Raw genomic sequence first — 22756 nt, 5'->3', positions numbered from 1 at the left:
CTAGAGGCTTCCAGAAAAGTGTCGCTTCAAATGCTGTCGCGCAGTCGATACCAGGCCTTGCCGATGGCTTCCAGTGGCGCGGCCAGGTATTTTCCGCCGGGAAAACTGCCGTTGTTCAGGCCCTGGTACAGGGACAATTCGTCGGGCTGGCCGAGTACCGCGTCGGACACCGCCCGCGCCGCGGCGAGTGTCGGCAGCACGCCATGCCCGGAATACCCCTGCATCCAGTACAGATCGCCACGCCGGCCGATATCCGGCGTGCGCTTGAGGGTCAGGTCGATGTGGCCGCCCCAGGCAAACTCCAGATCGACGCCGGTGAGTTGCGGGAACACGCGCTCCAGGAACGGCCGGGTCGCGGCGGCGATGTCCTTGGGCATGCCGCCCAGGTAAGTGCAACCACCGCCGAACAGCAGGCGGTTATCCGGGGTGCGACGGAAATAATCGAGTACGAACTGGTTGTCGGTCACGCACACGTTGCTTGGCAGCAGGGCGGTAGCTTGCTCCTTGGAGAGCGGCGCGGTCGCGACTTGATAGGTCCCGACCGGCAACACGCAACTGGCCAGTTGCGGATCGAGTCGATCGAGGTAAGCGTTGCACGCCAGCACCAGCACATCGGCGCGAATACGACCACGCTCGGTGGTCACCACAAACCCGTCGCCCTCCTCGCCATAGCTCAGCGCCTTGCTTAGCTCATGGATGCGGCCACCGGCACGCTCGATCGCATCGGCCAGGCCCAGGGCCAGTTTCAGCGGATTCAAATGCCCGCCTTCGGGATCGAACAGGCCGGCCTGATAACGCTCGCTGGCAACCCACCGGGGCAATTCGCTGCGCTCGATAAATTGCAGTTTGTCGTGGCCCCATTTGTGGCTGGCCTCGTGTTGCCATTCGGTCAGCAGACCTACCCGACGGGGCATTACCGAGGTCCACAGATGACCGGCGCGGTAGTCGCAATCGAACTCATGGCGGCCAGGCAAGTCACGCAGTTCCCGCGCGGCCCAGCGCATGCCGTCCCACAGGCGCCGCGCCCGTTCGTAACCCAGTGCCGCTTCCAGCGGTGGCATGTCGCACGACCAACCAAGAATCGCCTGCCCGCCATTACGCCCGGACGCGGCCCAGGCCACCCGGCTGGCTTCGAGCAAAGTTACGCGCTTGCCGGCCAGCGCCAGGCGCAAAGCCGTGTGCAATCCGCTGAAGCCGGCCCCGATGATCAGCACTTCGGTGTCTTGCTCACCTTCCAGTGCGGCTCGATCGACCAGACGATCGGCGCAGGTATGGGCGTAGTAACTGGCGACATGCCGGGTGGATTGCTGAAACATACGGCCTCGTGAAATTTTGTATTTTTAATTTCATGAAAAAATACACGGTAAATTTCACACAGGCAAATGGCACGCAAAAAAAAACCGGATGCACGCCAGGCATCCGGTTTTTTCTCAATTGAGTCGAAAAACGGTCAGTGACCGATTTTCACCCTCCCTCGCTTACAAACAGTCGCGCACGATTTTGCGCAGGTCGCCTGACTTGGCCCAAGGTGGCCCCTGATAGAGCGAAACCCGGCTGCCGTCCTTGTATTTCACGATATCCAGCACTTCGTCGGCCGTGATCACGCTGGGCGCCGTGATGCGGTATCCATTGGATATCGAAACCTGAGTGGTATTCGATACTTCCTTTTTCCAGGCAGGCAACACACACGCCGCATACTCTTTTGGCGTTTTTTCGCTCTGCTTGCTGACATTTGGCTCGCCCGGTACCAGCGACGCCGGCAACGAACACCCGGCCAGTAATGCCAGCGCGACCCCTCCCATCAACATCCGCATGCTGCTTCCTTTAATTCGAAAAAAGAAAATGTAGCTCGCCATCGTCCCTACAGCCATCCCCAACGATTCGGCGACTTTCATTGATATCACTTTGCCCGGTTAGTTCCTTGCTTTCAGATAAAGCAGGAAAGCGTACTGTCATGTTCACGTTTATTTCCCCGACCAAAGGAAACCCCGCTCAATCAGACGAACATAACATCCGGCCCGGTAAACAGGTCTAGAATTCCTGAATGAGGTATTCAGGAGGTCATTATGTGGCTTAACGAATCGGAACAGGAACTTCGGCGCGATCTGCAGGGGCTTGCGTCAGATTTGCGCTGGTCGGCCGTGGAGCTGTTGCGCATCGAGCAGCAATTGCGCCTGCTTGGCAATGACATCGACGCGCAAGCCGTTCAGAAGCTGTGCGCCTTGTTTCAGGGCGATGAAGCAAAACTGTCCGGCTACGCCGAGGAAGTGAAAGCCAAGGTTATTAGCCGCAACAAGGCTCAATAGCGGGAGCGCTGCCATGAACAGGCCTCTATTTACGCTGGTCGTCGTACTGACCGCGTTGGCAGGCTGCAGCACCAACTCGATCTACCAGGACCAGCCTCTGGTCGCGAAAGTCGACACCGGCATGACCCAGGAGCAAGTCCGTCAAATCGGCGGCCAGCCCCTGACGGTCAGCGACCGTACCGCCGAACCCGGCACGTGCTTTGACTACAGGCTGACTCAGTCCGGCCATCAACAAGCGTTCAATGTCAGCTTCGACGGCCGGGGCATGGTCGACCACAAGAGTTTCATGACCTGCGCGCAATGGAGCAATACGCAGCTTAAGGCCCGGGAGCCCTCCCGCGCCGGTGGAGGTGGTGGCTACTAGCGTCGTAGCATCATGAAAAAGCCCCGGAGAACCGGGGCTTCTGGCCCGATTTCATTTTGTCTGATGGCTGCCCGCAGGCTTGCCAGTACGCGCCCTGTAGCCGGGCAACGAAGCGGCAAACGCCAGTGCTTCTTCTCGACTGGCAAACGAGCCCAGTCGGTCGCCCTGGGTGCACACCCGCCAGGGGCCGTGGTTCACACTGAGTACGTCGTAACCGTTCATGTGCATTTTGTTCAGCATCGGAACACTCATAGTCACCTCCTTTTGGGCAGTGATATCAGGTTGACTTGCTAACCTTACACCCACCCTTGTCCAAAATACCGACCAGCCGTCGCCATGGAAATTCCTTCTTTCGGTTGCACTTTTCGTCGCGTCGGCCGCTCAAATTACCCAGATAGCAGCACAATCGCGGCCCTGGCCCGAATGCTGCATTTGCATGCCTTTTCCATGACAACGGACATCGGGTAATCCATGAAAGTACGCGCAACGATCATCTGCGAGCGAGACAGGCATGTACTGCTGGTACGCAAGCGTGGAGGACGCTGGACGTTGCCCGGCGGCAAGCTTGAACGGGGTGAAAGCGCCGCCGATGCCGCCGTTCGCGAGCTGCTGGAGGAAACCGGCTTGCGGGTCGACGAGTTGGTGTACGTGCTGGAGCTGGAATCGGACGACACCCGACATCACGTATTCGAGGCGTCGGTACTGAACCTTGAGCAACTGCGGCCGCTGAACGAAATCACCGATTGCATCTGGCACCCTCTGGATGCGGTCCACAACCTGAACATCAGCGACACCATGCGCAGTATTGTCGGCACCTTTGTGCGCCGCCTGTAGGCCCTAGCCTTTGGCCAACGCCGTCGCGGCCCTGTCGATCAAGGCCGCCACTTCGGCGGGCATCGAAGCCAATGATGCGTGGCTGGCATGCAAGGTCAGAATCTCCCGGGCGTTGAGCCGCGCCGCCATCCATTGCTGGTTCTGAGGCGCGATCATCCGGTCTGCGGTCGAAACCTGATACCACGATGGCTTGTTCTTCCAGGCCACCGTGCCAATGGTGTCGCCAAAGGTGCTCGCCAGCGGTGCTTTCTGGGTGAGGCCCATGACCAACCCTTCGGTCGCCGGCAGGTCCTGGCAGAAGCTCTCGTGGTAGAGCTCGGGCTTGACCCACAGGTAACCGTCGCTATCCGGGGTCAGGTTTTCCGCTGCCGCAGGCGGGTGCCGTTGCGTGATGCCGCCGGGACTTTCGCCAGCGTCCGGGGCGAACGCGGCGATGTACACCAACCCGACCACGTTCGGCAAATCACCCGCTTCAGTGATGACCGCGCCGCCATAGGAATGCCCCACCAGCAGCACCGGACCGGGCACCTGGGCAACCATCTTGCGCGTGCGCTCGGCATCCTCGGCCAGGGACGTCAGCGGTAACTCGACGGCACGAATGTGCGTGTCACCCCGGCTGAGCAACTTGACGATGACCTTGTTCCAGTGGGCGGCACCGCCCCAGAAACCATGAACCAGCACGATCGTGGGTTTGTCACTCATCACCATGACTCCGTTCGCCGAAGGGGTTGTTCGCCGCTCGCCTCAGCCCTGATCGCCACCGCCCACGGGCATGACCATGCCGGTGATATAGGACGCATCGTCGCTGGCCAGAAACAGAATAGCCCCCGCTTGCTCATCCAGGGTGCCGTAGCGTTTCATCAGACTGCTGTCGAGGGTCTGGTCGACGATCTGCTGGTACCAGAGTTTTTCCTGCTCACTCTGCTCGGCACCGTTGCGGGGTATGCGTCGCGGCGGCGCTTCGGTGCCGCCCGGCGCCGTGGCATTGACCCGCACGCCGCGACCGGCGGTTTCGAACGCCAGACAAGCGGTCAAGGCATTGACCCCACCCTTTGCCGCACCGTAGGGCACACGGTTGAGGCTACGGGTGGCGATGGAGGATACGTTGACGATCGCACCACTGCCCTGCTCCAGCATGAACGGCAGCGCGGCATGGCAACACCACAAGGTCGGGAACAGTGAACGACGAACCTCGGCCTCGATCTGCGAGGCTTCATAGTGCTCGAACGGTTTGGCCCAGATCGTCCCGCCGACGTTATTGACCAGCACATCGAGGCGACCGAAGCACTCGACGGCGGTTTGCATCACCCGGCTGCATTCCTCGTATTGCTCGAGGTCGGCGGTCAGGGCCAGTACCTGGGTGGTTGACGCCAACTGCTGCTGGGCTTCGAACACCAGGTCGGAGCGATCCACCAGGATCAGCTTCGCCCCTTCGGCGGCCATGCGCTCGGCCACCCGCCGCCCGATGCCTTGGGCGGCGCCGGTGATCAGGGCGACTTTTTCGTGGAATCTGTTCATGTGTACCTCATCGGTCAATGACGATGTATCGGTCGAAACACAAGCCCGCTCCCACATTGGGTCTTTACCGACACCGGGAGTTCGTGTGCGACTCAAGCCGCGCTGGCAGCAAACTTTTCGTAGTAGAAGTTGGCCGGCGCGATGCCCTGTTCGCGAATGAACTGGCTGACCGCCTCGACCATCGGCGGCGGGCCGCACAGGTAGACGTCGACGTCGCCATCGTTCAGGTGCTTCGGCTCGATGTGCTGGGTCACATAGCCCTTGAGCGGGTGTTGGCTCTCGGGGCTGGCGACGCAGGCGCTGAAGGTGAAGTTGGGGATGCGCGCGGCAAAGGCTTCGAGGCGGTCGATTTCCACCAGGTCGAAATCGTGGGTCACGCCGTAGATCAAATGCAGCGGGTGATCGCTGCCCTGCTCGGCGATCTTCTCCAGCATCGCGGTGAACGGCGCCAGCCCGGTGCCACCGGCCAGCAGCAACAGCGGCCGACGGATGTCGCGCAGGTAGAAGCTGCCCAAGGGACCGGCCAGGCTCATGCAGTCGCCGGCCTTGGCCATGCCGGTCAGGAAGCTGCTCATCAGGCCGCCGGGCACGTTGCGAATCAGGAAGCTGACCTCGCCATCGCGCTGCAACGAGCTGAACGAATAGGCACGAGTCTGCTCGCTACCAGGAATCCCCAGGTTCACATATTGCCCTGGCAGGAACGCCAGCTTGCTCAGGGCTTCGCCCTTGATCGACAGCGCGATGGTGCTGTCGGACAGCTGGCGCACGGCGCTGATGGTGGCGTCGTAGCTGGCCTGACGGGTGCGGCAGACCTCGGAGGACGTCGGCACCCGCACCACGCAATCGCTCTGCGCACGCATCTGGCAAGTCAGGACAAAACCCTGCGCGGCCTCTTCCGGGCTGAGGGCGTCTTCGATGTACTCCTCGCCCAGATCGTATTGACCGGCTTCGGCAAAACACTTGCAGGTGCCGCAAGCGCCGTCGCGGCAGTCCAGCGGGATGTTGATGCCCTGGCGGTACGCGGCATCGGCCACGGTTTCGCCGACGTTGGCGTCGATGAACCGGGTGACGCCGTCTTCAAAGTTGAACGCAATGGAATGGGTCATGACGGCAGTCTCACAAGTGATAAACATCGATGACCTGGCGAACGTAGTCGTTCTTCAGGATCACTTTCTTGGCCAAGATCCGCGGGTTCTCACCGCGCACATCGAGGGTGTAGAAACTGCTGCCGAAATAGCTGTCGACGGTCTTGTAGCGAAAACTCAAGGTGTGCCAGTTGAAGCGCACCTTGCACACGCCGTCGGCCTGTTCGAGCAGCTCGATGTTGCTGATGTTGTGGGAGGTGCGGGTGTCCGGCACGCTGGCGCTGGAGCGCTCGGTCTTGATGCGGAAGATGCGGTCTTCCAGGCCGGTGCGGTTGCCGTACCAGATCAGCGAGATTTCCCGCTGCGGATCTTCGGTCAATTCATCGTTGTCGTCCCAGGACGGCATCCAGTACGTCGCGTCGGGGGCGTACAGTTCCAGCCATTCGTCCCACTGACGATCATCGAGGTAGCGCGCTTCGCGATAGAGGAAATCGCGCACCGCTTCATAGGAAATACTCATTGCACGTCCTCCACGGTGATCAGCTTCGACTGCTCGGCCGCCAGGGCCTTGAGCATGGTCTGCTGCCAGTATTTGTGTTGCAGCACGAACAGACCCTCGTCTTCGGTGCGCACGCCACTGAGCAGCGGATGCAGGTCAATCTCTTTCGCGGCCTCGTCAGCGCCTTCGATCCAGTGCTCGGCACCCCGGGACATGTCATTCCAGGTGGTGACGCTGCCCTGGTAGCTGGTCTGGCAGGAGCGGAATTCCTCCAGGTCGTCTGGCGTGGCCATGCCGCTGACGTTGAAGAAATCTTCGTACTGGCGAATCCGGCTGGAACGGGCGTGGTCGCTCTCGCCTTTGGGGGCGATGCAGTAGATGGTGATTTCCGTGCGGTTGACCGAGATCGGCCGGGCGATGCGGATCTGCGAGCTGAACTGGTCCATCAGGTATACGTTCGGGTACAGGCACAGGTTGCGCGAATTCTCGATCATCCAGTCGGCGCGGGCCTTGCCGAAGTCTTGCGCCAGTTCATCGCGGCGCTCGTACAGCGGACGGTCTTCGGGGTTGGCCCAACGGGTCCAGAGCAGCATGTGGCCCTTGTCGAAGGAATAGAAACCACCGCCCTGCTTGGCCCAGCTGCCGGCGCTCATGGTCGGATTGCTGTCGCCGGCCTCGCGCTGCTTGCGCTGGTTCTGGGTGGCCGCGTAGTTCCAGTGCACGGAGCTGACGTGGTAGCCGTCGGCGCCATTCTCGGCGGTGAGCTTCCAGTTGCCTTCGTAGATGTAGCTGGAGGAACCGCGCAGCACTTCCAGGCCATCGGCGGACTGGTCGACGATCATGTCGATGATCTTCGCCGATTCGCCCAGGTGCTCGACCAGCGGCAAAACATCAGCCTTGAGACTGCCAAACAGGAAACCGCGATAGGACTCGAAACGCGCGACGCGGGTCAGGTCGTGGGAGCCTTCGCAGTTGAAGCTCGACGGGTAACCGGCGTTGGCCGGATCCTTGACCTTGAGCAGCTTGCCGGAGTTGTTGAAGGTCCAGCCGTGGAACGGGCAGGTGTAGGAGCTCTTGTTACCGGACTTGTGCCGGCACAAGGTCGCGCCACGGTGGCTGCAGGCGTTGATGAAAGCGTTGAGCACACCGTCCTTGTTGCGCGCGATGAAGACCGACTGGCGCCCCATGGTGGTGGTGTAGAAGTCGTTGATGTTGGGGATCTGGCTTTCGTGGGCCAGGTACAGCCAGTTGCCCTCGAAGATGTGTTCCATCTCCAGATCGAACAACCGGGGATCGGTGAACATCTCGCGTTTGCAGCGATAGAGGCCCTGCTCGGGATCGTCTTCAAGCAGGGAATGCACGTATTCGGGTCGCAGGGTCATGGCCGCCGCCTCCATTGTTATTGTTCAGGCAGGGGTCATGCTAGGACGGGGAGGCAGGCTGGAATATCCGCGGGGTGCAGACCTTTATCCGTTTTGTGCAGATAAGCCCGTAGGAGCTGCCCAAGGCTGCGATCCGTTGATCTTGTCTTAAAAAACAAAATCAAAAGATCGCAGCCTTCGGTAGCTCCTACAGGGAATATTGATTCAGTGACGACGCTTGAGGGTATCGGACGGCAACTCGCCGAACTGCCTGCGGTAGCTGTCGGAGAACCGGCCCAGGTGCAGGAACCCGTAGTCCATCGCCACTTCGGTGACGTTGCGCACGTTGCAGGTCGGGTCGCTCAGGCAGGCGTTGATGCGTTCCAGGCGTTTCTGGCGCAGGTAGTTTTTCGGCGTAAGGCCGGCATTGCGCTCGAACAGGCCATACAGTGAGCGCAGGCTCATGTGCGCCTGGCGCGCCAGCTCTTCGCTGTCGATGTCCTGCTTGAGGTTATTGGCGATGTAATCGGCAATCGCTTCGAACGTGGCCGTCTGCGAGCCCAGTTCGAGGCGGCAGACATTGGTTTTCATCAGGCTGAGCATCTTGCTGACGATGATCTGCGTGTAATGCTCCTGCACCCTGGGGATCTGCTCGGTGGACTCGGCCTCTTGGCAAATCATCCCCAACAGGTTGACGAAACCTTCCAGTTCATTGAGCTGATAACGGTTTTCCAGAAACCGCACACCCTGCCCCGGATAGCGCCAGCGCTGCTCATCGCAGACCGATTCAAACAAGCGGGTCGGGACCTTGAGGATGAATTTTTCGCAATCGTCGGAGTACGTCAGGTCCACCGGATCGTCGGGATTGATCAGCAGCAACTCGCCGGGGGCGAAGTAATGCTCCTGGCCGTGGCCGCGCCACAGGCAATTGCCGCGCAGCAGCACTTGCAGGTGATAAATGCTGTCCAGCGCACCGGACGTCACGCGCACACTGGCGCCGTAGCTGATGCGGCACAGGTCGAGGCTGGCGAACTTGCGATGATCGAGACTGGCCAGCGGGCTGCCGGCGCGGGGCATGAGAATGCAGTGGTTACCGACATGCTGATTGACGTAGCCCGACACCGCGTACGGGTCGGCATGGTCGAACACCCGGCTACGCTGACTCAACAGTTGCGCTTGCATCATCAGGTCACTCTCGTTGTTGTTATAGGTTGCGTCGGATCATTCCAGAACAGTGCTCGCATCGATGTGTTATCGCAAGACCTTGTGGGAGCGAGCTTGCTCGCGATGACGGAGTGCCAGTCAACATGGATGTTGAATGTTAAACCGCTATCGCGAGCAAGCTCGCTCCCACAGTGTGGTGATCCCACAGGGTCGTGCGATCAGTCTTCCAGTGCGCGAACTCGCTCGTGGCGCTGCTGTTCTTCAGGCTGGGCCGAGGACTGCAGGGTGAAATCGAATTCGATTTCGGCAAAGCGTCCGCTCACACCGTGGGCCGCCGCACGCTGCTGATCATCGCTGAAGGTGATCTTGGCGATCAGCTCATCACGGGTGGCGTAGGCGAAATCGTCATGCAGGTACTTCTCGCCATCCAGGTTGATCTGGGTGGTCAGGTGGCGATGATCCGGCGCGGAAATGAAGAAGTGTACGTGCGCCGGGCGCTGGCCATGACGGCCCAGTTGATCGAGCAGTTGCTGGGTCGGACCGTCCGGTGGGCAGCCGTAGCCCGACGGCACGATGCTGCGAAAACGATAGCGGCCTTCGGCGTCGGTAACGATGCGGCGACGCAGGTTGAATTCCGACTGCGTGGTATCGAAGTATGAGTAGGTACCGCCTGTGTTTGCGTGCCAGACGTCTACCACGGCGCCGGCCAAAGGTTCGCCAGCGGTGTTGAATACGCGGCCTTGCATGAACAGGGTCACACCCGGATCGACGCCGTCATCCAGACGTGCTTCGCCTTCCGACAGCGGCGCGCCCGCCACGTACAGTGGACCTTCGATGGTACGCGGCGTGCCGCCGGACTTGCCGGCCTGCTCGTCTTCGGCGTCCATCAGCAGGTCGAGGTAGTGCTCCAGACCGAGACCGGCCACCACCAGCCCGGCTTCCTGGCGCGCGCCCAGCACGTTGAGGTAGTTGACGGCTTTCCAGAACTCTTCCGGGGTCACCGCCAGGTCTTCGATGATGTTCACCGAATCACGCAGGATGCGGTAGACCAGTGCCTTGGTCCGTGGGTCGCCGGCGTCGTTGAGCAGGCCGCTGGCCTCTTCGAGAAATTTCTGGACTTCGGCAGTGTGGGAAATCTTGACGTTCATTCTGGGTTCCTCATCTTGTAATTATTAGCGTAGCGCGCTGAACAGGCTGGGCTCAGCGGTCATCGTCACGGATGGAAGAAGGATGCCGGCACATCGCATCGATCTCGATGGCCATGTACGGAAACAGTGGCAATTGCATCAGCAGGTCATGCAGTTCCTGAACGCTGTCGACATCGAACACGCTGTAGTTGGCGTAGTGCCCCGCGATGCGCCACAGGTGGCGCCACTTGCCCTGCTCTTGCAGACGCTGGGCCAGGGCTTTTTCGTCAGCCTTGAGTTTGGTTGCCGCTTCGGGATTCATGTCGACCGGCAGGTTCACGGTCATTTTTACGTGGAACAGCATAATGCTCTCCTCAGGCTTGATGAATGGTCTTGTCGCGGCGGAAGAACGCCAGGCGCTCTTCATCCAGGCTCAGGCCCAGACCCGGGGTGTTCGGCACGTGCAGTTCAAAATCGCGATACACCAGCGGTTCGCTGAGAATGTCTTCGGTCAGCAACAGCGGGCCGAACAGTTCGGTGTCCCACGCCAGTTTGTTCAGGGTGACGAAGGCATGGGCCGAGGCCATGGTGCCCAGGCCGCCTTCAAGCATGGTGCCGCCGTACAGGGCGATGCCGGCCGCTTCGGCGATCGAGGCGGTGCGCAATACGGCACGGGGGCCACCATTCTTGGCGATCTTTAGGGCGAACACCGAAGCCGCGCCTTCGCGGGCCAGATTGAACGCATCTTCCACGCATTCGATGGATTCGTCGGCCATGATCGGCGCCGGGCTCATGGCGTTGAGGCGAGCCATGCCGGCGCGGTTGTTGCGCGAGATCGGTTGTTCGATCAGGTCGATGCCGTTGGTGCCGAGAATCCGGCAGGCCCGCAGCGCGACCGCTTCGTCCCAGGCCTGATTGACGTCAACCCGCACACTGGCGCGGTCACCCAAGGCTTTCTTGATGGCGATGACGTGGGCCAGGTCGCGGTTGACCTCACCGGCACCGATCTTCAGTTTGAAGATGCGGTGGCGACGCAGGTCGAGCATTTTTTCCGCTTCGGCGATGTCTTTTTCGGTGTCGCCGCTGGCCAGGGTCCAGGCCACCGGCAGTGCATCGCGAACACGGCCGCCGAGCAATTCGCTGACCGGCAGACCGAGGCGTTTGCCCAAGGCATCGAGCAGTGCGGTTTCGATACCGGATTTGGCGAAGGTGTTGCCGCGAATGCTGCGCTCCAGGCGCAACATGGCCGCGTTGACGTTGTTGCTGTCCTGGCCGATCAACAGCGGTGCGAAATGCGTGTCGATGTTGGTCTTGATGCTGTCCGGGCTTTCATTGCCGTAGGCCAGGCCACCGATGGTGGTGGATTCGCCGATGCCTTCGATGCCGTCGGCGCAACGCACGCGGATGATCACCAGGGTCTGGTTCTGCATGGTGTGCATCGCCAGCTTGTGCGGGCGGATGGTCGGCAGATCGACGATGATCGTCTCGATCGACTCAATGGCTGTTGCAAGCATTTCGATACCCGTCAGGTTCTTGAAGTTCTGGAATCGATTCTCGTACGGCTTTTTTCCTGAAGCCAATATAGAATTGGTCTGACTTGATACCTTAAAGGTATGCAACTGATTGACTGGAGGCTCCATGGAACTGCGGCACCTGCGTTACTTCCAGGTATTGGCTCAAACCCTCAACTTCACCCGCGCGGCCGAGTTGCTGCACATCGCCCAGCCGCCCTTGAGCCGGCAGATCCAGCAGCTGGAGGACGAATTGGGGGTGATGCTGCTCGAGCGCGGCCGGCCGCTGAAGCTGACCGACGCCGGGCGGTTTTTCCATGAACACTCCACCGCCCTGCTCGAACAACTGAACAAGGTCTGCGACAACACACGCCGCATCGGGCTGGGTGAGAAAACCTGGCTGGGTATCGGTTTTGCGCCGTCGACACTGTACGGCGTGCTGCCGGAACTGATCCGGCGGTTACGCAGTGGAGAACCGCTGGAACTGGAGCTGGGGCTTTCGGAAATGACCACCCTGCAACAGGTGCAGGCGTTGAAGGCCGGGCGCATCGACATCGGTTTCGGCCGGATCCGTATCGACGACCCGGCCATCATCCAGACCGTGCTCACCGAGGACCGCCTGGTCGCCGCCCTGCCCGCCGGTCATCCATTACTTGCAGGGCCCATCAGCCTGCGGGATCTGGCCAGGGAACCCTTTGTGCTGTACCCCGGCAATCCACGGCCGAGTTACGCCGACCATGTGATTGCCCTGTTCGAATCCTACGGCGTGAGCATCCACGTCGCGCAATGGACCAACGAACTGCAAACGGCGATCGGGCTGGTGGGGGCAGGAATCGGGGTCACGCTGGTACCGGCCTCGGTGCAGTTGCTGCACCGCGACGACATCGGCTTCACCCCGCTGCTGGAGGACAACGCCACTTCGCCGATCATTCTCAGCCGACGGGTGGGCGATGTCTCGCCGGGGTTGAACCATTGTTTGCGGATGATTGATGAGCTGTTGCCGCGAGGCTGACAACAATCAGCCGGCAAACGCCCGGCGCCCCGCCTTCATCTCGGTACGCAATTCGCCGACAAAGTCAGAAATGGCGCGCACGCTGGTCAGCTCCGCCGTCGACACGCCGCTGATCAACAGCTCCACTCGCTTGGTGACGGGGTCGCAGACTTCGATGCGCAGCAGTCCGAGATTCTCCGTGCACTCGCACGACAGCGGCTCAAAACCGGACTCTACGATGTTGCAAAGCACTGAAATCGGAAGCATGGCCGGTCCCTCGGGCGACAGTCAATTCGATTGGAGCCGTTTCAGCATAGTTACACTTTGCCGATTTTGCGCCAGTAAATTGCCGTCAATTTTGTTATACCCCTCGCATTTCCGGCCTTTCAGTGGGAATTACCCCCCCAGATCCAGTTCCAGAACCCCGGCAATTCGACCGGCTGCGAACCGTCGCGCACGGTTCGTGCCATGGCCGCCCGCTGTAGCGCGGCCTGATCGTCGTAAAACGGCTTGTCGGCGGTTTTCACCCCGGTCTCCCGGGCGCTGTCGAGCAGAATCTGCAGGTACTCACGGGTATGCCGGGCGGTATAGCGGTTGAGGTCGTGGAAGGTCACCACCACCGGAATCACGCCATCGACCACCGGCAATTCACCGAGGGCAATGCGTTCGCGAACTTCGGACATCGAACGCAGCATGTGCGACCGGCGCCGGGGGCTGGCATTGAAGCCCCAGATCTTGCCGTCATTGGCGCTCAAATCTGTCAGCAGTACATGCAGGCCATGCTGCTGATAAGCGGCGAAGGTACGCTTGTCGTAGTTCCAGAATGGCGGGCGCAGCAGGGTTGGCCGGGCGCCGGTAATCGCGGCGATGTCGGCGCTGCCATCGGTGAGGGCCTGCTCCAACGCTGGCGGGTCAAGGGAGCGATGATTGGTGTGCCAGGGTGTCGCCGTGTGAAAGCCCAGGATATGACCTTCGGCATGTTCACGACGCATGATGTCCCGGCCCAATTCGCTGCCACCGGCTCGCGGAGCGCGGGTTTGCACGAAGAACACGGCCTTGATGTCCGGCTGCAGCGGATTTCGCGCCAGGCTCTCCAATACCGTGACGGTCGGGTTCCACCAGCTCGATGCACTGGGACCGTCATCGAAGGTCAGCAGAAACCGGATGGGGGGTTGCGCCTGCAAACGCTGTTCGGTCCGGGGAGTCATTTCGATCGGTGCGGCGATACAGCCCAGCAGACCCACTGCCAGGGCACACACCGTTAAACACTTGAACAATGGTTTCATCTTTTGCCTTGGGCCAGACCATCACGGTCGATACTTCAAAGGGCAAGGATCCGTCGATCGCTCATCCGTCGTCGGCCCGCATCGAGACGACGGGTCGAGGTTGGATAGGGTACACAGGGTTTGGTTCCGGTGCTTGCCAGGCCCGTTTCGTCACGAGCTACTAAACTCAAAGCTTCGGTCGGAGCGTCTTAACCGGAGTGTCAGGCCATGTGCGGACGACTGTCGCAATACCGTGGAATCCACGACTTCGTAGCGGTGCTGAGCATCCCCGACGCGCTGATCAATCACGTCGGCAACGAACCCTTGGGGCACTATAACGCCGCCCCCACCACGCAACTCGCCCTGCTGCACATGGAGAACGAGCGGCTGCACGCTGACGCCGTGCGTTGGGGTTGGCGACCGCACTGGGCAACGGATCGCACGGAGCCGGTCAATGCCCGGGTCGAGAAAGTCGCCCACGGCCCGTACTTCCGGGCGATCTGGCCCCATCGCGCGATCTGCCCGATTGATAACTGGTTCGAATGGGTCGACGCCGGCGACGGCAACAAACAACCGTGGTTGATTCGACGACGCAATCGCGCCCCGGCTTTCTGCGCGGCCATCGGCCAGTACCCCATCGGCGGAGCGCCTCACAGGGAGCACGACGGTTTCGTCATCCTGACGGCCGACAGCGCAGGCGGCCTGCTTGACGTGCATGACCGCCGACCGGTGGTGTTCTCGCCCGAGCTGGCGCGGGAATGGCTGGACCCTGCCACGCCCAAGGAACGAGCCGAGGAAATGGCGTTATCCCAGGGCGAGGTCAGTGATGTGTTCGAGTGGTACAAGGTTGACAGGGCCGTTGGCAATGTCAGGAACCAGGGCGCCGCGCTGATCAAGGAAGTTCCATGAACCTGTCAATAACGACAAAGCCCCGCTCAAAGGCGGGGCTTCGTTGTATTCCCGTGCCGGTCAGAACTTGCGATCAGGCTCTGACAGTTCCTTACCGTCGTCAGGATGCTTCCAGTCCGGTATCGAACGCTTCTGTTGCTCAATCTCTTCTTCCGTGGGTTCGTCCTCGTCTTCTTCCAGGTCCGGTTGCTTGGGTTCATTGGCCATGTTCACCTCTCTTCCTGAAGGGATCGGTCATCAACTTAAGCTTAGATCAGTTCCCCTGCCCCGCTCAAAGCCACCAGCGCAGCAAAAAGAAGAAGCCCATGCTCAACAGCATGCTGAGCAACGTATTACGGGTGTAGAGCACCAGGACGACAGCCACCAGCGAACTGATCAGATAGGGATTGTCCCAGTGCAGATTCAGCTGTTTTTCCGGCATGAACACAATCGGCCCGCAGATGGCGGTCAACATGCCCGGTACGGCAAACCCCAGGAACTGCCGGGCATTGCTACTCAAGCGTAGCGGCAGTCGCGGTTCCAGAAAAACATAGCGGTTGAGGAACACCAACACGCCCATTCCGATAATCACTGCCCAGACCATCATATGCGGCCACCGTAGAATTTATTGCAGACAAACCCGGCGGTCATGCCCGCCAGTCCCGACAGCACCAGCGCCGAGCCCCATTGCCAGTAGCTGAACAGTACCGAACAGAACAGCGACACCGCCACACACACCACGGTCGGCACATTGCGCACCACCGGGGTGATCAGGGCGATGAAGGTCGCCGCGATGGAGAAGTCCAGGCCCAGGTGTTCAAGGCCGGGAATACTGCTGCCAAGCACAATGCCCGCCAGGGTGAACAGGTTCCAGGCGATGTAGAACGTCAGGCCCACACCCAGGGCGTACCAGCGGTTGAACTGCTGTTTGTCGTGCTGGCTGGTCAGGGCGAACAACTCATCGGTGAGCAAGAACCCCAGGCCCGCGCGCCAGCGCCCCGGCAAGGGCGAAATGACCGAGCGCATGCTCATTCCGTAGAGCAAATGCTGCGAAGTCAGCAGCAACGTGGTCAGCAGGATCGAAAAGATCCCGGCCCCGCCCTTGAGCATGCCGATGGCCACCAGTTGCGCCGCACCGGCAAACACAATGCTCGACAGGCCCTGGCCTTGCAGGGGCGTGAGATTGGCTTCGATGGCCATGGAACCGGCCAGCAAACCCCAGGGCGCGGTGGCCAGGGACAACGGCATGATCGCCGCTGCGCCACGCAAAAAGGCACTGCGCGGCATGATTGAGTTGGACATAACATTCTACAGACAGGGAAAGACCCCGGACTGTGCCAGCAGTCGCTGCCGAAGGCTTGAACAATCTTGCTCACTGATACGCGGCGTGCCATTCATCGGCTGCCCGCTTGATTCGCCAAAGTGCTAGCAACATGATGGCCCTGCATTTTCCTCGAGGCAGGCCCTTCATGAGTTCAGTGGAAACCGACAGCGACGTTTATAAAACCCTGCTGGAGTCAACCCGGGCGATTCCCTGGCGCATCGACTGGAAAACCATGACGTTCAGCTACATCGGGCCACAGATCGAAGAGCTGCTGGGCTGGAAGCAGCACAGCTGGGCCTCGGTCAATGACTGGGTCGAGCGCATGCACCCGGATGACCGCGACTACGTGATGGACTTCTGTGTCTCGCAGTCGCGCGCCGGTATCGATCACGAGGCCGACTATCGCGCACTCACCGAAAGCGGCGAGTACGTCTGGATCCGCGATGTGGTGCATGTGGTGCGCAAGGACGGCGAAGTCGAGGCGCTGGTGGGTTTCATGTTCGATATCAGCGAGCGCAAGAAAACCGAAGAGCACCTGATCCGCCTGCAAAAGCAGCTTGAGGAGTACTCCTTCCAGGACGGCCTGACCGGCATCGCCAACCGGCGCATGTTCGACACAGTGCTCGAGCGCGAGTGGAACACGGCCCAGCGCACCGGCTTGCCGTTGTCGGTGATCGTGCTGGATATCGACTACTTCAAGCAGTACAACGACCATTACGGCCACATCAAGGGCGACGAATGCCTGCGCCGCGTCGCGCAAACCTTGTCCCTGGCGGCCAACCGGCCACGGGACTTCATCGCGCGGATCGGCGGTGAAGAATTTGTCTGGCTGCTGCCGGAAACCGATGCCGAGTCTGCGCGGCTGGTGGCGCACAAATGCCTGCACCTGATTCGCCAGCAACAGATCCCCCATGAATTCTCGAACGTGTCGAAGCTGCTGAGTATCAGCCTCGGCGTCGGCACCACCCTGGCGTCGATGCATGCGACGGCCCTGGAATTCGTCGAACAGGTCGATCATCTGCTCTACAAGGCCAAGCACAATGGCCGGATGCGCGCCGAGTACGCTGATTTTCGTGATTGACAAATGGCGCTCCGGCTTTTAAAACTGGGCGCCTCACTCAGGATGTAAGCAAGTATGTCCGCAACCTTCAATCTCGACTCTTCCGTCATTGGCTTGATTGCCAAGGCGCAAGGTTGCGTTGCGCACGCCCTCAAATCGAAGAAACAGTCGCTCATGTGACCGGGGCGCGCTGTCCCGTCAGATGAGCTGACAGGACATTGAGCGCGACGGACCACCCTCCCCTTGCTTACTCTCCTTCCATGCCCCTGACGGTGACGAAATCGGTCAACCATCAGGAGAAAGTGCATGTCAGCGTTTCAAGGTATCTGGGTTCCACTGGTCACACCCTTCCACAACGGCGCCATCGATTTCGTCGGCTTGCGCCGGCTGGTCAGCCATCTGCTGGAAAAAGGCGTCGACGGCCTCATCGTTTGCGGCACCACCGGCGAACCGGCGGCGATGGGCAAGCATGAGCAACTGGCGGTGCTCGATGCGGTGCTGGAGCTGGTGCCGGCGCAACGGGTGGTCATGGGCCTGGCCGGTAACAACCTGACCGAGATGTTGCAGTTCCAGAGCGAGATCCTCAAGCGCCCGGTGGCTGGCCTGCTGGTGCCGGCGCCGTATTACATCCGCCCCTCCCAGGCCGGCCTCGAGGCGTTTTTCCGCACGGTCGCCGATGCCTCCAGCGTTGCGCTGATCCTTTACGACATCCCTTACCGTACCGGCGTGGCCTTCGAACAGGCGACCCTGCTCAACATCGTCGCCCACGAACGGATCGTCGCCATCAAGGATTGCGGCGGCAATTTTTCGAACACCCTCGCCCTGCTCAATAGCGGCCTTGTCGACGTGCTGTGCGGCGAAGACAACCAGATCTTCAACGCCCTGTGCCTGGGCGCCAAAGGCGCGATTGCCGCGTCGGCGCATGTCCATCCGGAACTGTTCGTGCAGTTGTACCGGCAGATCCGCGACAACCAATTGGCTGAGGGCCGCGCCACGTTTTTCCGTTTGCTGGCGCTGATCAATAGCCTGTTCCTGGAGCCCAACCCCGCCCCGGTGAAAACCGCCCTGGCCCTGCAAGGCTTGATCGGAGACGAACTGCGCGCGCCCATGCAACGCAGCAGTGAATCGATGACCGAGCATTTGAAGGACGTGCTCAGGGCATTGGATCGCGACCATCGATAGAGCGCCGGCCTGCGGCCCGAGTACCATGGAGCGATTCGTTCAGCCTTCAGGGGCACCGACATGCTGTACCGAATCGCCGCCGATGGGCTGATGCTGTTCCACTTGCTGTTCATTGTGTTCGTGTTGTTCGGCGGGTTGCTGGTGCTCAAATGGCGCCACCTGATCTGGTGGCATCCGCCCGCTGCGTTGTGGGGTATGGCGGTGGAATTCTTCCACCTGCCCTGCCCGCTGACCGACTGGGAAAACCACATGCGCCATGAAGCCGGGCAAACCGGCTATGGCGGTGGGTTCGTCGAGCATTACATTTGGCCGGTGATTTACCCGGCGGGACTGACCCCCGACATTCAGTTGGGATTGGGCGCCGTGGTGTTGCTGATCAATGTGCTGGTCTATCTTCGATTGATCAAGCGATGGGCCGCCTGAATCTTCAACCACCCGACGGTCGCGTCCTGGGCTGGTGGCTGGTCCAGGGAACGGACCGGTTAGACTGGCGCCCGCCCCTCAGTTGGCAATCACGCTCATATTGCGCCCACTGGCCTTGGCCACATATAGCGCCTTGTCTGCCGCACCGATCAGGTCTTCGGGGCGGATCTGGGACGCGGCATTGCTGGCACACACGCCGACGCTGACGGTTACGCTACCTTCCGGGCTGTCACTGTGGGCAATGTCGGCCTGCAGTACCGCGCGGCGGATTTTCTCCGCCACCAGAAATGCCCCCACGTAGTCGGTGCCGGGCAGCACCACGGCAAACTCTTCGCCACCATAGCGGGCGGCCAGGTCACCGGGGCGCTTGATGTTTTCCGTGATGATCGCACTGACCTTGCGCAGACACTCATCACCGACCAGGTGGCCGTAGCGGTCGTTGAAGGGTTTGAAATGATCGACATCAATCATCAGCAAAGCCAATTCGGACTGGTTGCGTCGGGCACGGCCCATTTCGGCATCGATGAAAGCGTCGAGCTGACGACGGTTGGCCAGCCCCGTCAGTGCGTCCTTGAGGGCCAGGCCTTCGAGGTTGCGATTGACCTCCAGCAGCTTGTCCTGGGTGTCCAGCAACTCGACCTGCACCAGGTTCTGCTGCCTCATCAGCTTGATCAGGCGAAACCCCAGTACCCCGATAAAACCCAGCAACAGCGTGACGATGCCGGTGCTGAGCAGCGTCTCCTTGCGCCAGCTGCCGAGCACTTCATCCTTGTTCAACGCGGTAAAAACGATCAGCGGATAACCCTCGACCCGGCGATACCCTATTACCCGCTCGACACCGTCGATGATCGACTTGATCGTGGCCGTACCCGCGTCACCCTTTGGCAACAACTGGGTGAACAACGGACTTTTGGCGAGGCTGGTGCCGATGTCCGCCTCCTTGAAGGGTCGGCGAATGACAACGCTGGCATTGTCGGCGATCAGGTTGATCACGCCGTTACTGCCCATGTCGATGCTGTCGTAGAGCTGCAGGAAATGGCTGAGGTAGATTGACGCCAGCGCCACCCCGGCAAAGCTGCCGTCGGGATGATTGACCCGGCGCGAAACCGTCACGATCCATTCACCGCTCGAACGGCTCTTGATCGACGGCCCGATGTGCGGCCCCCGGCTGGGGTTATCGCGATGGAAGATGAAGTATTCGCGGTCGGAATTGTTGACACCGGTCTGGCCGGCGCCATTGGAATTGGCGACCCACTGCCCATTTTCGTCGAAAACAAAGACACCATGGAGTTGGCTCAACTCACTGCGCTGGGCGTTGAGCAATAGCGGCAGCCGGGATTTATCCACGCCGTCGTGTTCCAGACGATCGACCAGGGTGAACAGCAGCGTGTCGGCCTGCTTGATCGTGGCCTGCGCTTGCGATGCCAGGGTCTGCGCAAGGTTGGACATCGCCACTTCCTTGTCATGCAGGCGGTACTGGCGAGAGCTCCAGGCTTCCCAGATCACGATAACCACCATCGACAGGCACACCGCCACCAGCAGGATCACCGCCGAGCGGACCTTGAGACGGGGCACGACTGGCCGGAGCATTTCAATATGATCGTGGATCGATGGTTGTCCCATGTTGCTCCCTGAGGGTCTATGACGGACGAGCCTTCCTGATCGCCGCGTTTGCTTACTATGCCTGATCCAGGCTCGCCATGATGTTAGCCCCTGGCCGGCTTTACCGCCTCCAGCCATGCCGGATCCAGCCGCGTCTGTTCGGTATCGATGCCCAGCGCCTGCATTCGTTCCCTGTGCTGATCCATTTCGCGGAGCAGCTGGCCATGGTCGCTGGAGTTGCCATCGAGCTGATGCATCTGGTTCAACCCCAAATGGTAGAAACGCAACAGCTTCATCGCCACCGGATCACCCTTTTCCACGGCCGCCGTTACATGATGCATGACATTGGTAACGCTCATCAGGCTGCGCTTGAGTTGCCAACTGTAGACCGCCGGCGCCATCCACTCCTGGCGCCAGAACACTTTGCGCATCAACGCCGCCATTGCCAGCACCGCAACAAACACGCCACCAATGTTGAAGCGCAGGTTGTCGCCCCCCGGCGTGCCGAACAGGGCCACCGCCGCCGTGGACAGCACCATCGCCAGCGCCAGAAAGATCAGGGCAATGATGAGCGTGCTACGCCGTGTCTGTTGCCGGTAGGTCTGGGCGTTCATCGGCTGGATTTCGAACATTGCGTCGGGTTTCCTGAGCTTGAAAGGGGTCTGAGGCAAAAAGACAGCGGGCCATTATCGCCTCTGCGCGGGATTTAGCTATGCTGGGGCGCCTTTTCATCTTTTCATCGTCAAGCGGGGGACGTGGCAAGACCGCGCAGTTCGTGCCATCTTCTTTCATGAATACACATTATTCGGATGCCATTCGTAGTTGCTGTGTGAATGACATCGTTTTAAGGATCATTGAATGACCCAACGCCAAGTTATCAACGCCTCCGTCAGTCCCAAAGGCAGCCTGGAAACGCTCTCGCAACGGGAAGTCCAGCAATTGAGCGAAGCCGGTTCCGGCAGCACCTACACCCTCTTCCGCCAGTGCGCCCTGGCCATCCTCAACACCGGCGCCCATGTCGACAACGCCAAGACTATCCTTGAAGCCTACAAGGATTTTGAAATCCGCATTCACCAGCAGGACCGCGGCGTGCGCCTGGAATTGCTGAACGCCCCGGCCGACGCCTTCGTCGACGGCGAAATGATCGCCAGCACCCGGGAAATGCTGTTCAGCGCCCTGCGCGACATCGTCTACACCGAAAATGAACTCGACAGCCAACGCATCGATTTGAGCACCTCCCAGGGCATCAGCGACTACGTCTTCCACCTGCTGCGCAACGCCCGCACCCTGCGTCCCGGGGTCGAGCCGAGGATTGTGGTGTGCTGGGGCGGGCACTCGATCAACACCGAAGAATACAAATACACCAAGAAAGTCGGCCACGAACTGGGCCTGCGCAGCCTGGACATCTGCACCGGTTGCGGCCCCGGTGTGATGAAAGGCCCGATGAAAGGCGCGACCATCGCCCACGCCAAGCAACGCATCCACGGCGGCCGCTACCTGGGCCTGACGGAACCCGGGATCATCGCCGCCGAAGCGCCGAACCCGATCGTCAACGAACTGGTGATCCTGCCGGACATCGAAAAGCGCCTGGAAGCCTTCGTCCGCGTCGGCCACGGCATCATCATCTTCCCCGGCGGCGCCGGTACGGCCGAAGAGTTCCTGTACCTGCTGGGCATCCTGATGCATCCGGGCAATGAAGGCCTGCCCTTCCCGGTCATCCTCACCGGGCCGAAACACGCTGCGCCGTACCTGGAACAACTGGACGCGTTCGTCGGTGCCACCCTGGGCGACGCCGCCAAGCAGCACTACCAGATCATCATCGATGACCCGGCCGAAGTGGCGCGACAAATGACCCAGGGCCTCAAGGCGGTCAAGCAGTTCCGCCGCGAGCGCAACGATGCGTTCCACTTCAACTGGCTGCTGAAAATCGACGAAGGCTTCCAGCGCCCGTTCGACCCGACCCACGAAAACATGGCCAACCTGAAACTGAGCCTCGACCTGCCCGCCCACGAACTGGCGGCCAACCTGCGCCGTGCGTTCTCCGGCATCGTCGCCGGTAACGTCAAGGACAAGGGCATCCGCCTGATCGAAGACCACGGGCCGTACCAGATCCGTGGCGACGCGGCGATCATGCAACCGCTGGACCTGCTGCTCAAAGCCTTCGTCGCCCAGCACCGCATGAAACTGCCGGGCGGCGCGGCTTATGTGCCGTGTTATCGAGTCGTTGCGTAACTAATTCGGTGTAGAAATGC

The 22756-nt window shown here is 60.6% G+C and carries 28 protein-coding genes; 9 read left to right on the top strand and 19 right to left on the bottom strand.

Going from position 1 to position 22756, the window contains the following annotated elements; genetic code table 11:
- Window positions 1–26: 26 nt before the first annotated feature.
- Together ASD95_RS07525 and ASD95_RS07520 are read right to left on the bottom strand one after the other, a co-directional pair.
- Window positions 27–1316 (bottom strand): NAD(P)/FAD-dependent oxidoreductase, encoded by a 1290-nt coding sequence (locus ASD95_RS07525; protein ID WP_056723566.1) that lies wholly within the window; start codon window positions 1314–1316, stop codon window positions 27–29.
- A 162-nt stretch (window positions 1317–1478) separates the two neighbouring features.
- On the bottom strand, window positions 1479–1814 hold the full coding sequence (locus tag ASD95_RS07520; protein ID WP_056723564.1) for a hypothetical protein: 336 nt from the start codon (window positions 1812–1814) through the stop codon (window positions 1479–1481).
- A gap of 252 nt (window positions 1815–2066) precedes the next feature.
- Between ASD95_RS07520 and ASD95_RS07515 the strand changes: the two genes are divergently transcribed.
- Both ASD95_RS07515 and osmE read left to right on the top strand, forming a co-directional pair.
- Window positions 2067–2306, top strand: a complete 240-nt coding sequence (locus ASD95_RS07515) for a hypothetical protein (protein ID WP_046043505.1) — start codon at window positions 2067–2069, stop codon at window positions 2304–2306.
- Between the two features lie 13 nt (window positions 2307–2319).
- Window positions 2320–2670, top strand: coding sequence for an osmotically-inducible lipoprotein OsmE (osmE, locus tag ASD95_RS07510; protein WP_056723562.1), 351 nt, complete (start codon window positions 2320–2322; stop codon window positions 2668–2670).
- A gap of 51 nt (window positions 2671–2721) precedes the next feature.
- Here osmE and ASD95_RS07505 read toward each other — a convergent pair whose 3' ends face one another.
- Entirely contained in the window at window positions 2722–2922 is a 201-nt protein-coding gene (locus tag ASD95_RS07505; protein WP_056723560.1) for an SPOR domain-containing protein, read from the bottom strand.
- A gap of 219 nt (window positions 2923–3141) precedes the next feature.
- On the opposite strand from ASD95_RS07505, the gene ASD95_RS07500 reads away from it, so the two are divergent.
- A complete protein-coding gene (locus ASD95_RS07500; RefSeq protein ID WP_056723558.1) occupies window positions 3142–3504 on the top strand; it encodes an NUDIX hydrolase in 363 nt (120 codons plus the stop codon).
- Window positions 3505–3507: 3 nt separating this feature from the next.
- On the opposite strand, the gene ASD95_RS07495 is transcribed toward ASD95_RS07500, so the two are convergent.
- The 9 genes from ASD95_RS07495 to ASD95_RS07455 all read right to left on the bottom strand — a co-directional run bounded on the left by ASD95_RS07495 (window position 3508) and on the right by ASD95_RS07455 (window position 11772).
- On the bottom strand, window positions 3508–4206 hold the full coding sequence (locus ASD95_RS07495; RefSeq protein WP_056723556.1) for an alpha/beta hydrolase: 699 nt from the start codon (window positions 4204–4206) through the stop codon (window positions 3508–3510).
- A 42-nt stretch (window positions 4207–4248) separates the two neighbouring features.
- Window positions 4249–5022, bottom strand: coding sequence for a 1,6-dihydroxycyclohexa-2,4-diene-1-carboxylate dehydrogenase (locus ASD95_RS07490; protein WP_056723554.1), 774 nt, complete (start codon window positions 5020–5022; stop codon window positions 4249–4251).
- Between the two features lie 92 nt (window positions 5023–5114).
- Complete coding sequence (benC, locus tag ASD95_RS07485; RefSeq protein WP_056723552.1) at window positions 5115–6128, bottom strand: benzoate 1,2-dioxygenase electron transfer component BenC; 1014 nt, start codon at window positions 6126–6128, stop codon at window positions 5115–5117.
- 10 nt (window positions 6129–6138) lie between these two features.
- Window positions 6139–6627, bottom strand: a complete 489-nt coding sequence (benB, locus tag ASD95_RS07480) for a benzoate 1,2-dioxygenase small subunit (protein ID WP_056723550.1) — start codon at window positions 6625–6627, stop codon at window positions 6139–6141.
- Complete coding sequence (benA, locus tag ASD95_RS07475) at window positions 6624–7988, bottom strand: benzoate 1,2-dioxygenase large subunit (RefSeq protein WP_056723549.1); 1365 nt, start codon at window positions 7986–7988, stop codon at window positions 6624–6626. Before benA ends, benB begins: the two co-directional genes overlap by 4 nt.
- A 204-nt stretch (window positions 7989–8192) precedes the next feature.
- Window positions 8193–9152 (bottom strand): AraC family transcriptional regulator, encoded by a 960-nt coding sequence (locus ASD95_RS07470; RefSeq protein WP_056723547.1) that lies wholly within the window; start codon window positions 9150–9152, stop codon window positions 8193–8195.
- Window positions 9153–9349: 197 nt separating this feature from the next.
- Window positions 9350–10279, bottom strand: a complete 930-nt coding sequence (gene catA, locus ASD95_RS07465) for a catechol 1,2-dioxygenase (protein ID WP_056723545.1) — start codon at window positions 10277–10279, stop codon at window positions 9350–9352.
- Between the two features lie 52 nt (window positions 10280–10331).
- Window positions 10332–10622, bottom strand: coding sequence for a muconolactone Delta-isomerase (gene catC, locus ASD95_RS07460; RefSeq protein ID WP_056723542.1), 291 nt, complete (start codon window positions 10620–10622; stop codon window positions 10332–10334).
- Between the two features lie 10 nt (window positions 10623–10632).
- Window positions 10633–11772, bottom strand: coding sequence for a muconate cycloisomerase family protein (locus tag ASD95_RS07455; protein WP_056723540.1), 1140 nt, complete (start codon window positions 11770–11772; stop codon window positions 10633–10635).
- Window positions 11773–11896: 124 nt separating this feature from the next.
- Here ASD95_RS07455 and ASD95_RS07450 point away from each other — a divergent pair, with 124 nt between their 5' ends.
- Window positions 11897–12781 carry a LysR family transcriptional regulator gene (locus ASD95_RS07450; protein WP_056723539.1) on the top strand — a complete coding sequence of 295 codons (885 nt, stop codon included), beginning with the start codon at window positions 11897–11899 and terminating at the stop codon, window positions 12779–12781.
- Window positions 12782–12787: 6 nt separating this feature from the next.
- On the opposite strand, the gene ASD95_RS07445 is transcribed toward ASD95_RS07450, so the two are convergent.
- Window positions 12788–13027, bottom strand: coding sequence for a DUF1652 domain-containing protein (locus tag ASD95_RS07445; protein WP_056723537.1), 240 nt, complete (start codon window positions 13025–13027; stop codon window positions 12788–12790).
- Between the two features lie 119 nt (window positions 13028–13146).
- Complete coding sequence (locus tag ASD95_RS07440; RefSeq protein ID WP_056723535.1) at window positions 13147–14046, bottom strand: polysaccharide deacetylase family protein; 900 nt, start codon at window positions 14044–14046, stop codon at window positions 13147–13149.
- Between the two features lie 207 nt (window positions 14047–14253).
- Here ASD95_RS07440 and ASD95_RS07435 point away from each other — a divergent pair, with 207 nt between their 5' ends.
- Window positions 14254–14934: an SOS response-associated peptidase family protein gene (locus ASD95_RS07435; RefSeq protein ID WP_056723533.1), complete on the top strand. Its 681-nt coding sequence runs from the start codon at window positions 14254–14256 to the stop codon at window positions 14932–14934.
- Between the two features lie 60 nt (window positions 14935–14994).
- On the opposite strand, the gene ASD95_RS29415 is transcribed toward ASD95_RS07435, so the two are convergent.
- The 3 genes from ASD95_RS29415 to ASD95_RS07425 all read right to left on the bottom strand — a co-directional run bounded on the left by ASD95_RS29415 (window position 14995) and on the right by ASD95_RS07425 (window position 16215).
- Window positions 14995–15141 carry a hypothetical protein gene (locus ASD95_RS29415; protein WP_177336464.1) on the bottom strand — a complete coding sequence of 49 codons (147 nt, stop codon included), beginning with the start codon at window positions 15139–15141 and terminating at the stop codon, window positions 14995–14997.
- Window positions 15142–15205: 64 nt separating this feature from the next.
- Entirely contained in the window at window positions 15206–15517 is a 312-nt protein-coding gene (locus tag ASD95_RS07430) for an AzlD domain-containing protein (RefSeq protein WP_162252411.1), read from the bottom strand.
- Window positions 15517–16215 (bottom strand): AzlC family ABC transporter permease, encoded by a 699-nt coding sequence (locus tag ASD95_RS07425; RefSeq protein WP_056723529.1) that lies wholly within the window; start codon window positions 16213–16215, stop codon window positions 15517–15519. Before ASD95_RS07425 ends, ASD95_RS07430 begins: the two co-directional genes overlap by 1 nt.
- 167 nt (window positions 16216–16382) lie before the next feature.
- Between ASD95_RS07425 and ASD95_RS07420 the strand changes: the two genes are divergently transcribed.
- From ASD95_RS07420 to ASD95_RS07410, 3 genes are all read left to right on the top strand, one after another.
- On the top strand, window positions 16383–17318 hold the full coding sequence (locus ASD95_RS07420; protein ID WP_056723526.1) for a sensor domain-containing diguanylate cyclase: 936 nt from the start codon (window positions 16383–16385) through the stop codon (window positions 17316–17318).
- A gap of 285 nt (window positions 17319–17603) precedes the next feature.
- Window positions 17604–18479 (top strand): 4-hydroxy-tetrahydrodipicolinate synthase, encoded by an 876-nt coding sequence (gene dapA / locus ASD95_RS07415; RefSeq protein ID WP_056723524.1) that lies wholly within the window; start codon window positions 17604–17606, stop codon window positions 18477–18479.
- A 60-nt stretch (window positions 18480–18539) separates the two neighbouring features.
- The gene (locus ASD95_RS07410; protein ID WP_056723522.1) at window positions 18540–18902 is read left to right on the top strand and encodes a DUF2784 domain-containing protein; all 363 of its coding nucleotides are present in this window, start codon (window positions 18540–18542) and stop codon (window positions 18900–18902) included.
- A gap of 78 nt (window positions 18903–18980) precedes the next feature.
- Here the strand turns inward: ASD95_RS07410 and ASD95_RS07405 are convergent, their stop codons facing one another.
- On the bottom strand, window positions 18981–20525 hold the full coding sequence (locus ASD95_RS07405; protein WP_056723521.1) for a sensor domain-containing diguanylate cyclase: 1545 nt from the start codon (window positions 20523–20525) through the stop codon (window positions 18981–18983).
- A gap of 83 nt (window positions 20526–20608) precedes the next feature.
- Window positions 20609–21136, bottom strand: coding sequence for a DUF3087 domain-containing protein (locus ASD95_RS07400; protein ID WP_056723518.1), 528 nt, complete (start codon window positions 21134–21136; stop codon window positions 20609–20611).
- A 226-nt stretch (window positions 21137–21362) separates the two neighbouring features.
- Between ASD95_RS07400 and ppnN the strand changes: the two genes are divergently transcribed.
- A complete protein-coding gene (gene ppnN / locus ASD95_RS07395) occupies window positions 21363–22736 on the top strand; it encodes a nucleotide 5'-monophosphate nucleosidase PpnN (RefSeq protein ID WP_056723516.1) in 1374 nt (457 codons plus the stop codon).
- The last annotated feature ends 20 nt before the right edge of the window (window positions 22737–22756 follow it).

The sequence above is a fragment of the Pseudomonas sp. Root71 genome, from assembly GCF_001429045.1.
GTDB lineage: Bacteria > Pseudomonadota > Gammaproteobacteria > Pseudomonadales > Pseudomonadaceae > Aquipseudomonas > Aquipseudomonas monachiensis.
Note: the sequence above shows the minus strand (reverse complement) of the source record. Positions and strands in the feature narration are given on the sequence as shown.

Bases quoted from the DNA above. Each gene is read 5' to 3' on its own strand.
- ASD95_RS07405 (WP_056723521.1), bottom strand. From the start codon at position 20,525: ATGGGACAACCATCGATCCACGATCATATTGAAATGCTCCGGCCAGTC.
- ASD95_RS07470 (WP_056723547.1), bottom strand. From the start codon at position 9,152: ATGATGCAAGCGCAACTGTTGAGTCAGCGTAGCCGGGTGTTCGACCAT.
- ASD95_RS07435 (WP_056723533.1), top strand. From the start codon at position 14,254: ATGTGCGGACGACTGTCGCAATACCGTGGAATCCACGACTTCGTAGCG.
- catC (WP_056723542.1), bottom strand. From the start codon at position 10,622: ATGCTGTTCCACGTAAAAATGACCGTGAACCTGCCGGTCGACATGAAT.
- ASD95_RS07425 (WP_056723529.1), bottom strand. From the start codon at position 16,215: ATGTCCAACTCAATCATGCCGCGCAGTGCCTTTTTGCGTGGCGCAGCG.
- ASD95_RS07515 (WP_046043505.1), top strand. From the start codon at position 2,067: ATGTGGCTTAACGAATCGGAACAGGAACTTCGGCGCGATCTGCAGGGG.
- benC (WP_056723552.1), bottom strand. From the start codon at position 6,128: ATGACCCATTCCATTGCGTTCAACTTTGAAGACGGCGTCACCCGGTTC.
- dapA (WP_056723524.1), top strand. From the start codon at position 17,604: ATGTCAGCGTTTCAAGGTATCTGGGTTCCACTGGTCACACCCTTCCAC.
- ASD95_RS07520 (WP_056723564.1), bottom strand. From the start codon at position 1,814: ATGCGGATGTTGATGGGAGGGGTCGCGCTGGCATTACTGGCCGGGTGT.
- ASD95_RS07495 (WP_056723556.1), bottom strand. From the start codon at position 4,206: ATGAGTGACAAACCCACGATCGTGCTGGTTCATGGTTTCTGGGGCGGT.
- ASD95_RS07490 (WP_056723554.1), bottom strand. From the start codon at position 5,022: ATGAACAGATTCCACGAAAAAGTCGCCCTGATCACCGGCGCCGCCCAA.
- ASD95_RS07525 (WP_056723566.1), bottom strand. From the start codon at position 1,316: ATGTTTCAGCAATCCACCCGGCATGTCGCCAGTTACTACGCCCATACC.
- ASD95_RS07410 (WP_056723522.1), top strand. From the start codon at position 18,540: ATGCTGTACCGAATCGCCGCCGATGGGCTGATGCTGTTCCACTTGCTG.
- ASD95_RS07450 (WP_056723539.1), top strand. From the start codon at position 11,897: ATGGAACTGCGGCACCTGCGTTACTTCCAGGTATTGGCTCAAACCCTC.
- osmE (WP_056723562.1), top strand. From the start codon at position 2,320: ATGAACAGGCCTCTATTTACGCTGGTCGTCGTACTGACCGCGTTGGCA.
- ASD95_RS07400 (WP_056723518.1), bottom strand. From the start codon at position 21,136: ATGTTCGAAATCCAGCCGATGAACGCCCAGACCTACCGGCAACAGACA.
- benB (WP_056723550.1), bottom strand. From the start codon at position 6,627: ATGAGTATTTCCTATGAAGCGGTGCGCGATTTCCTCTATCGCGAAGCG.
- benA (WP_056723549.1), bottom strand. From the start codon at position 7,988: ATGACCCTGCGACCCGAATACGTGCATTCCCTGCTTGAAGACGATCCC.
- ASD95_RS07445 (WP_056723537.1), bottom strand. From the start codon at position 13,027: ATGCTTCCGATTTCAGTGCTTTGCAACATCGTAGAGTCCGGTTTTGAG.
- ASD95_RS07420 (WP_056723526.1), top strand. From the start codon at position 16,383: ATGAGTTCAGTGGAAACCGACAGCGACGTTTATAAAACCCTGCTGGAG.
- ASD95_RS07500 (WP_056723558.1), top strand. From the start codon at position 3,142: ATGAAAGTACGCGCAACGATCATCTGCGAGCGAGACAGGCATGTACTG.
- ASD95_RS07430 (WP_162252411.1), bottom strand. From the start codon at position 15,517: ATGGTCTGGGCAGTGATTATCGGAATGGGCGTGTTGGTGTTCCTCAAC.
- ASD95_RS07455 (WP_056723540.1), bottom strand. From the start codon at position 11,772: ATGCTTGCAACAGCCATTGAGTCGATCGAGACGATCATCGTCGATCTG.
- catA (WP_056723545.1), bottom strand. From the start codon at position 10,279: ATGAACGTCAAGATTTCCCACACTGCCGAAGTCCAGAAATTTCTCGAA.
- ASD95_RS29415 (WP_177336464.1), bottom strand. From the start codon at position 15,141: ATGGCCAATGAACCCAAGCAACCGGACCTGGAAGAAGACGAGGACGAA.
- ASD95_RS07440 (WP_056723535.1), bottom strand. From the start codon at position 14,046: ATGAAACCATTGTTCAAGTGTTTAACGGTGTGTGCCCTGGCAGTGGGT.
- ppnN (WP_056723516.1), top strand. From the start codon at position 21,363: ATGACCCAACGCCAAGTTATCAACGCCTCCGTCAGTCCCAAAGGCAGC.
- ASD95_RS07505 (WP_056723560.1), bottom strand. From the start codon at position 2,922: ATGAGTGTTCCGATGCTGAACAAAATGCACATGAACGGTTACGACGTA.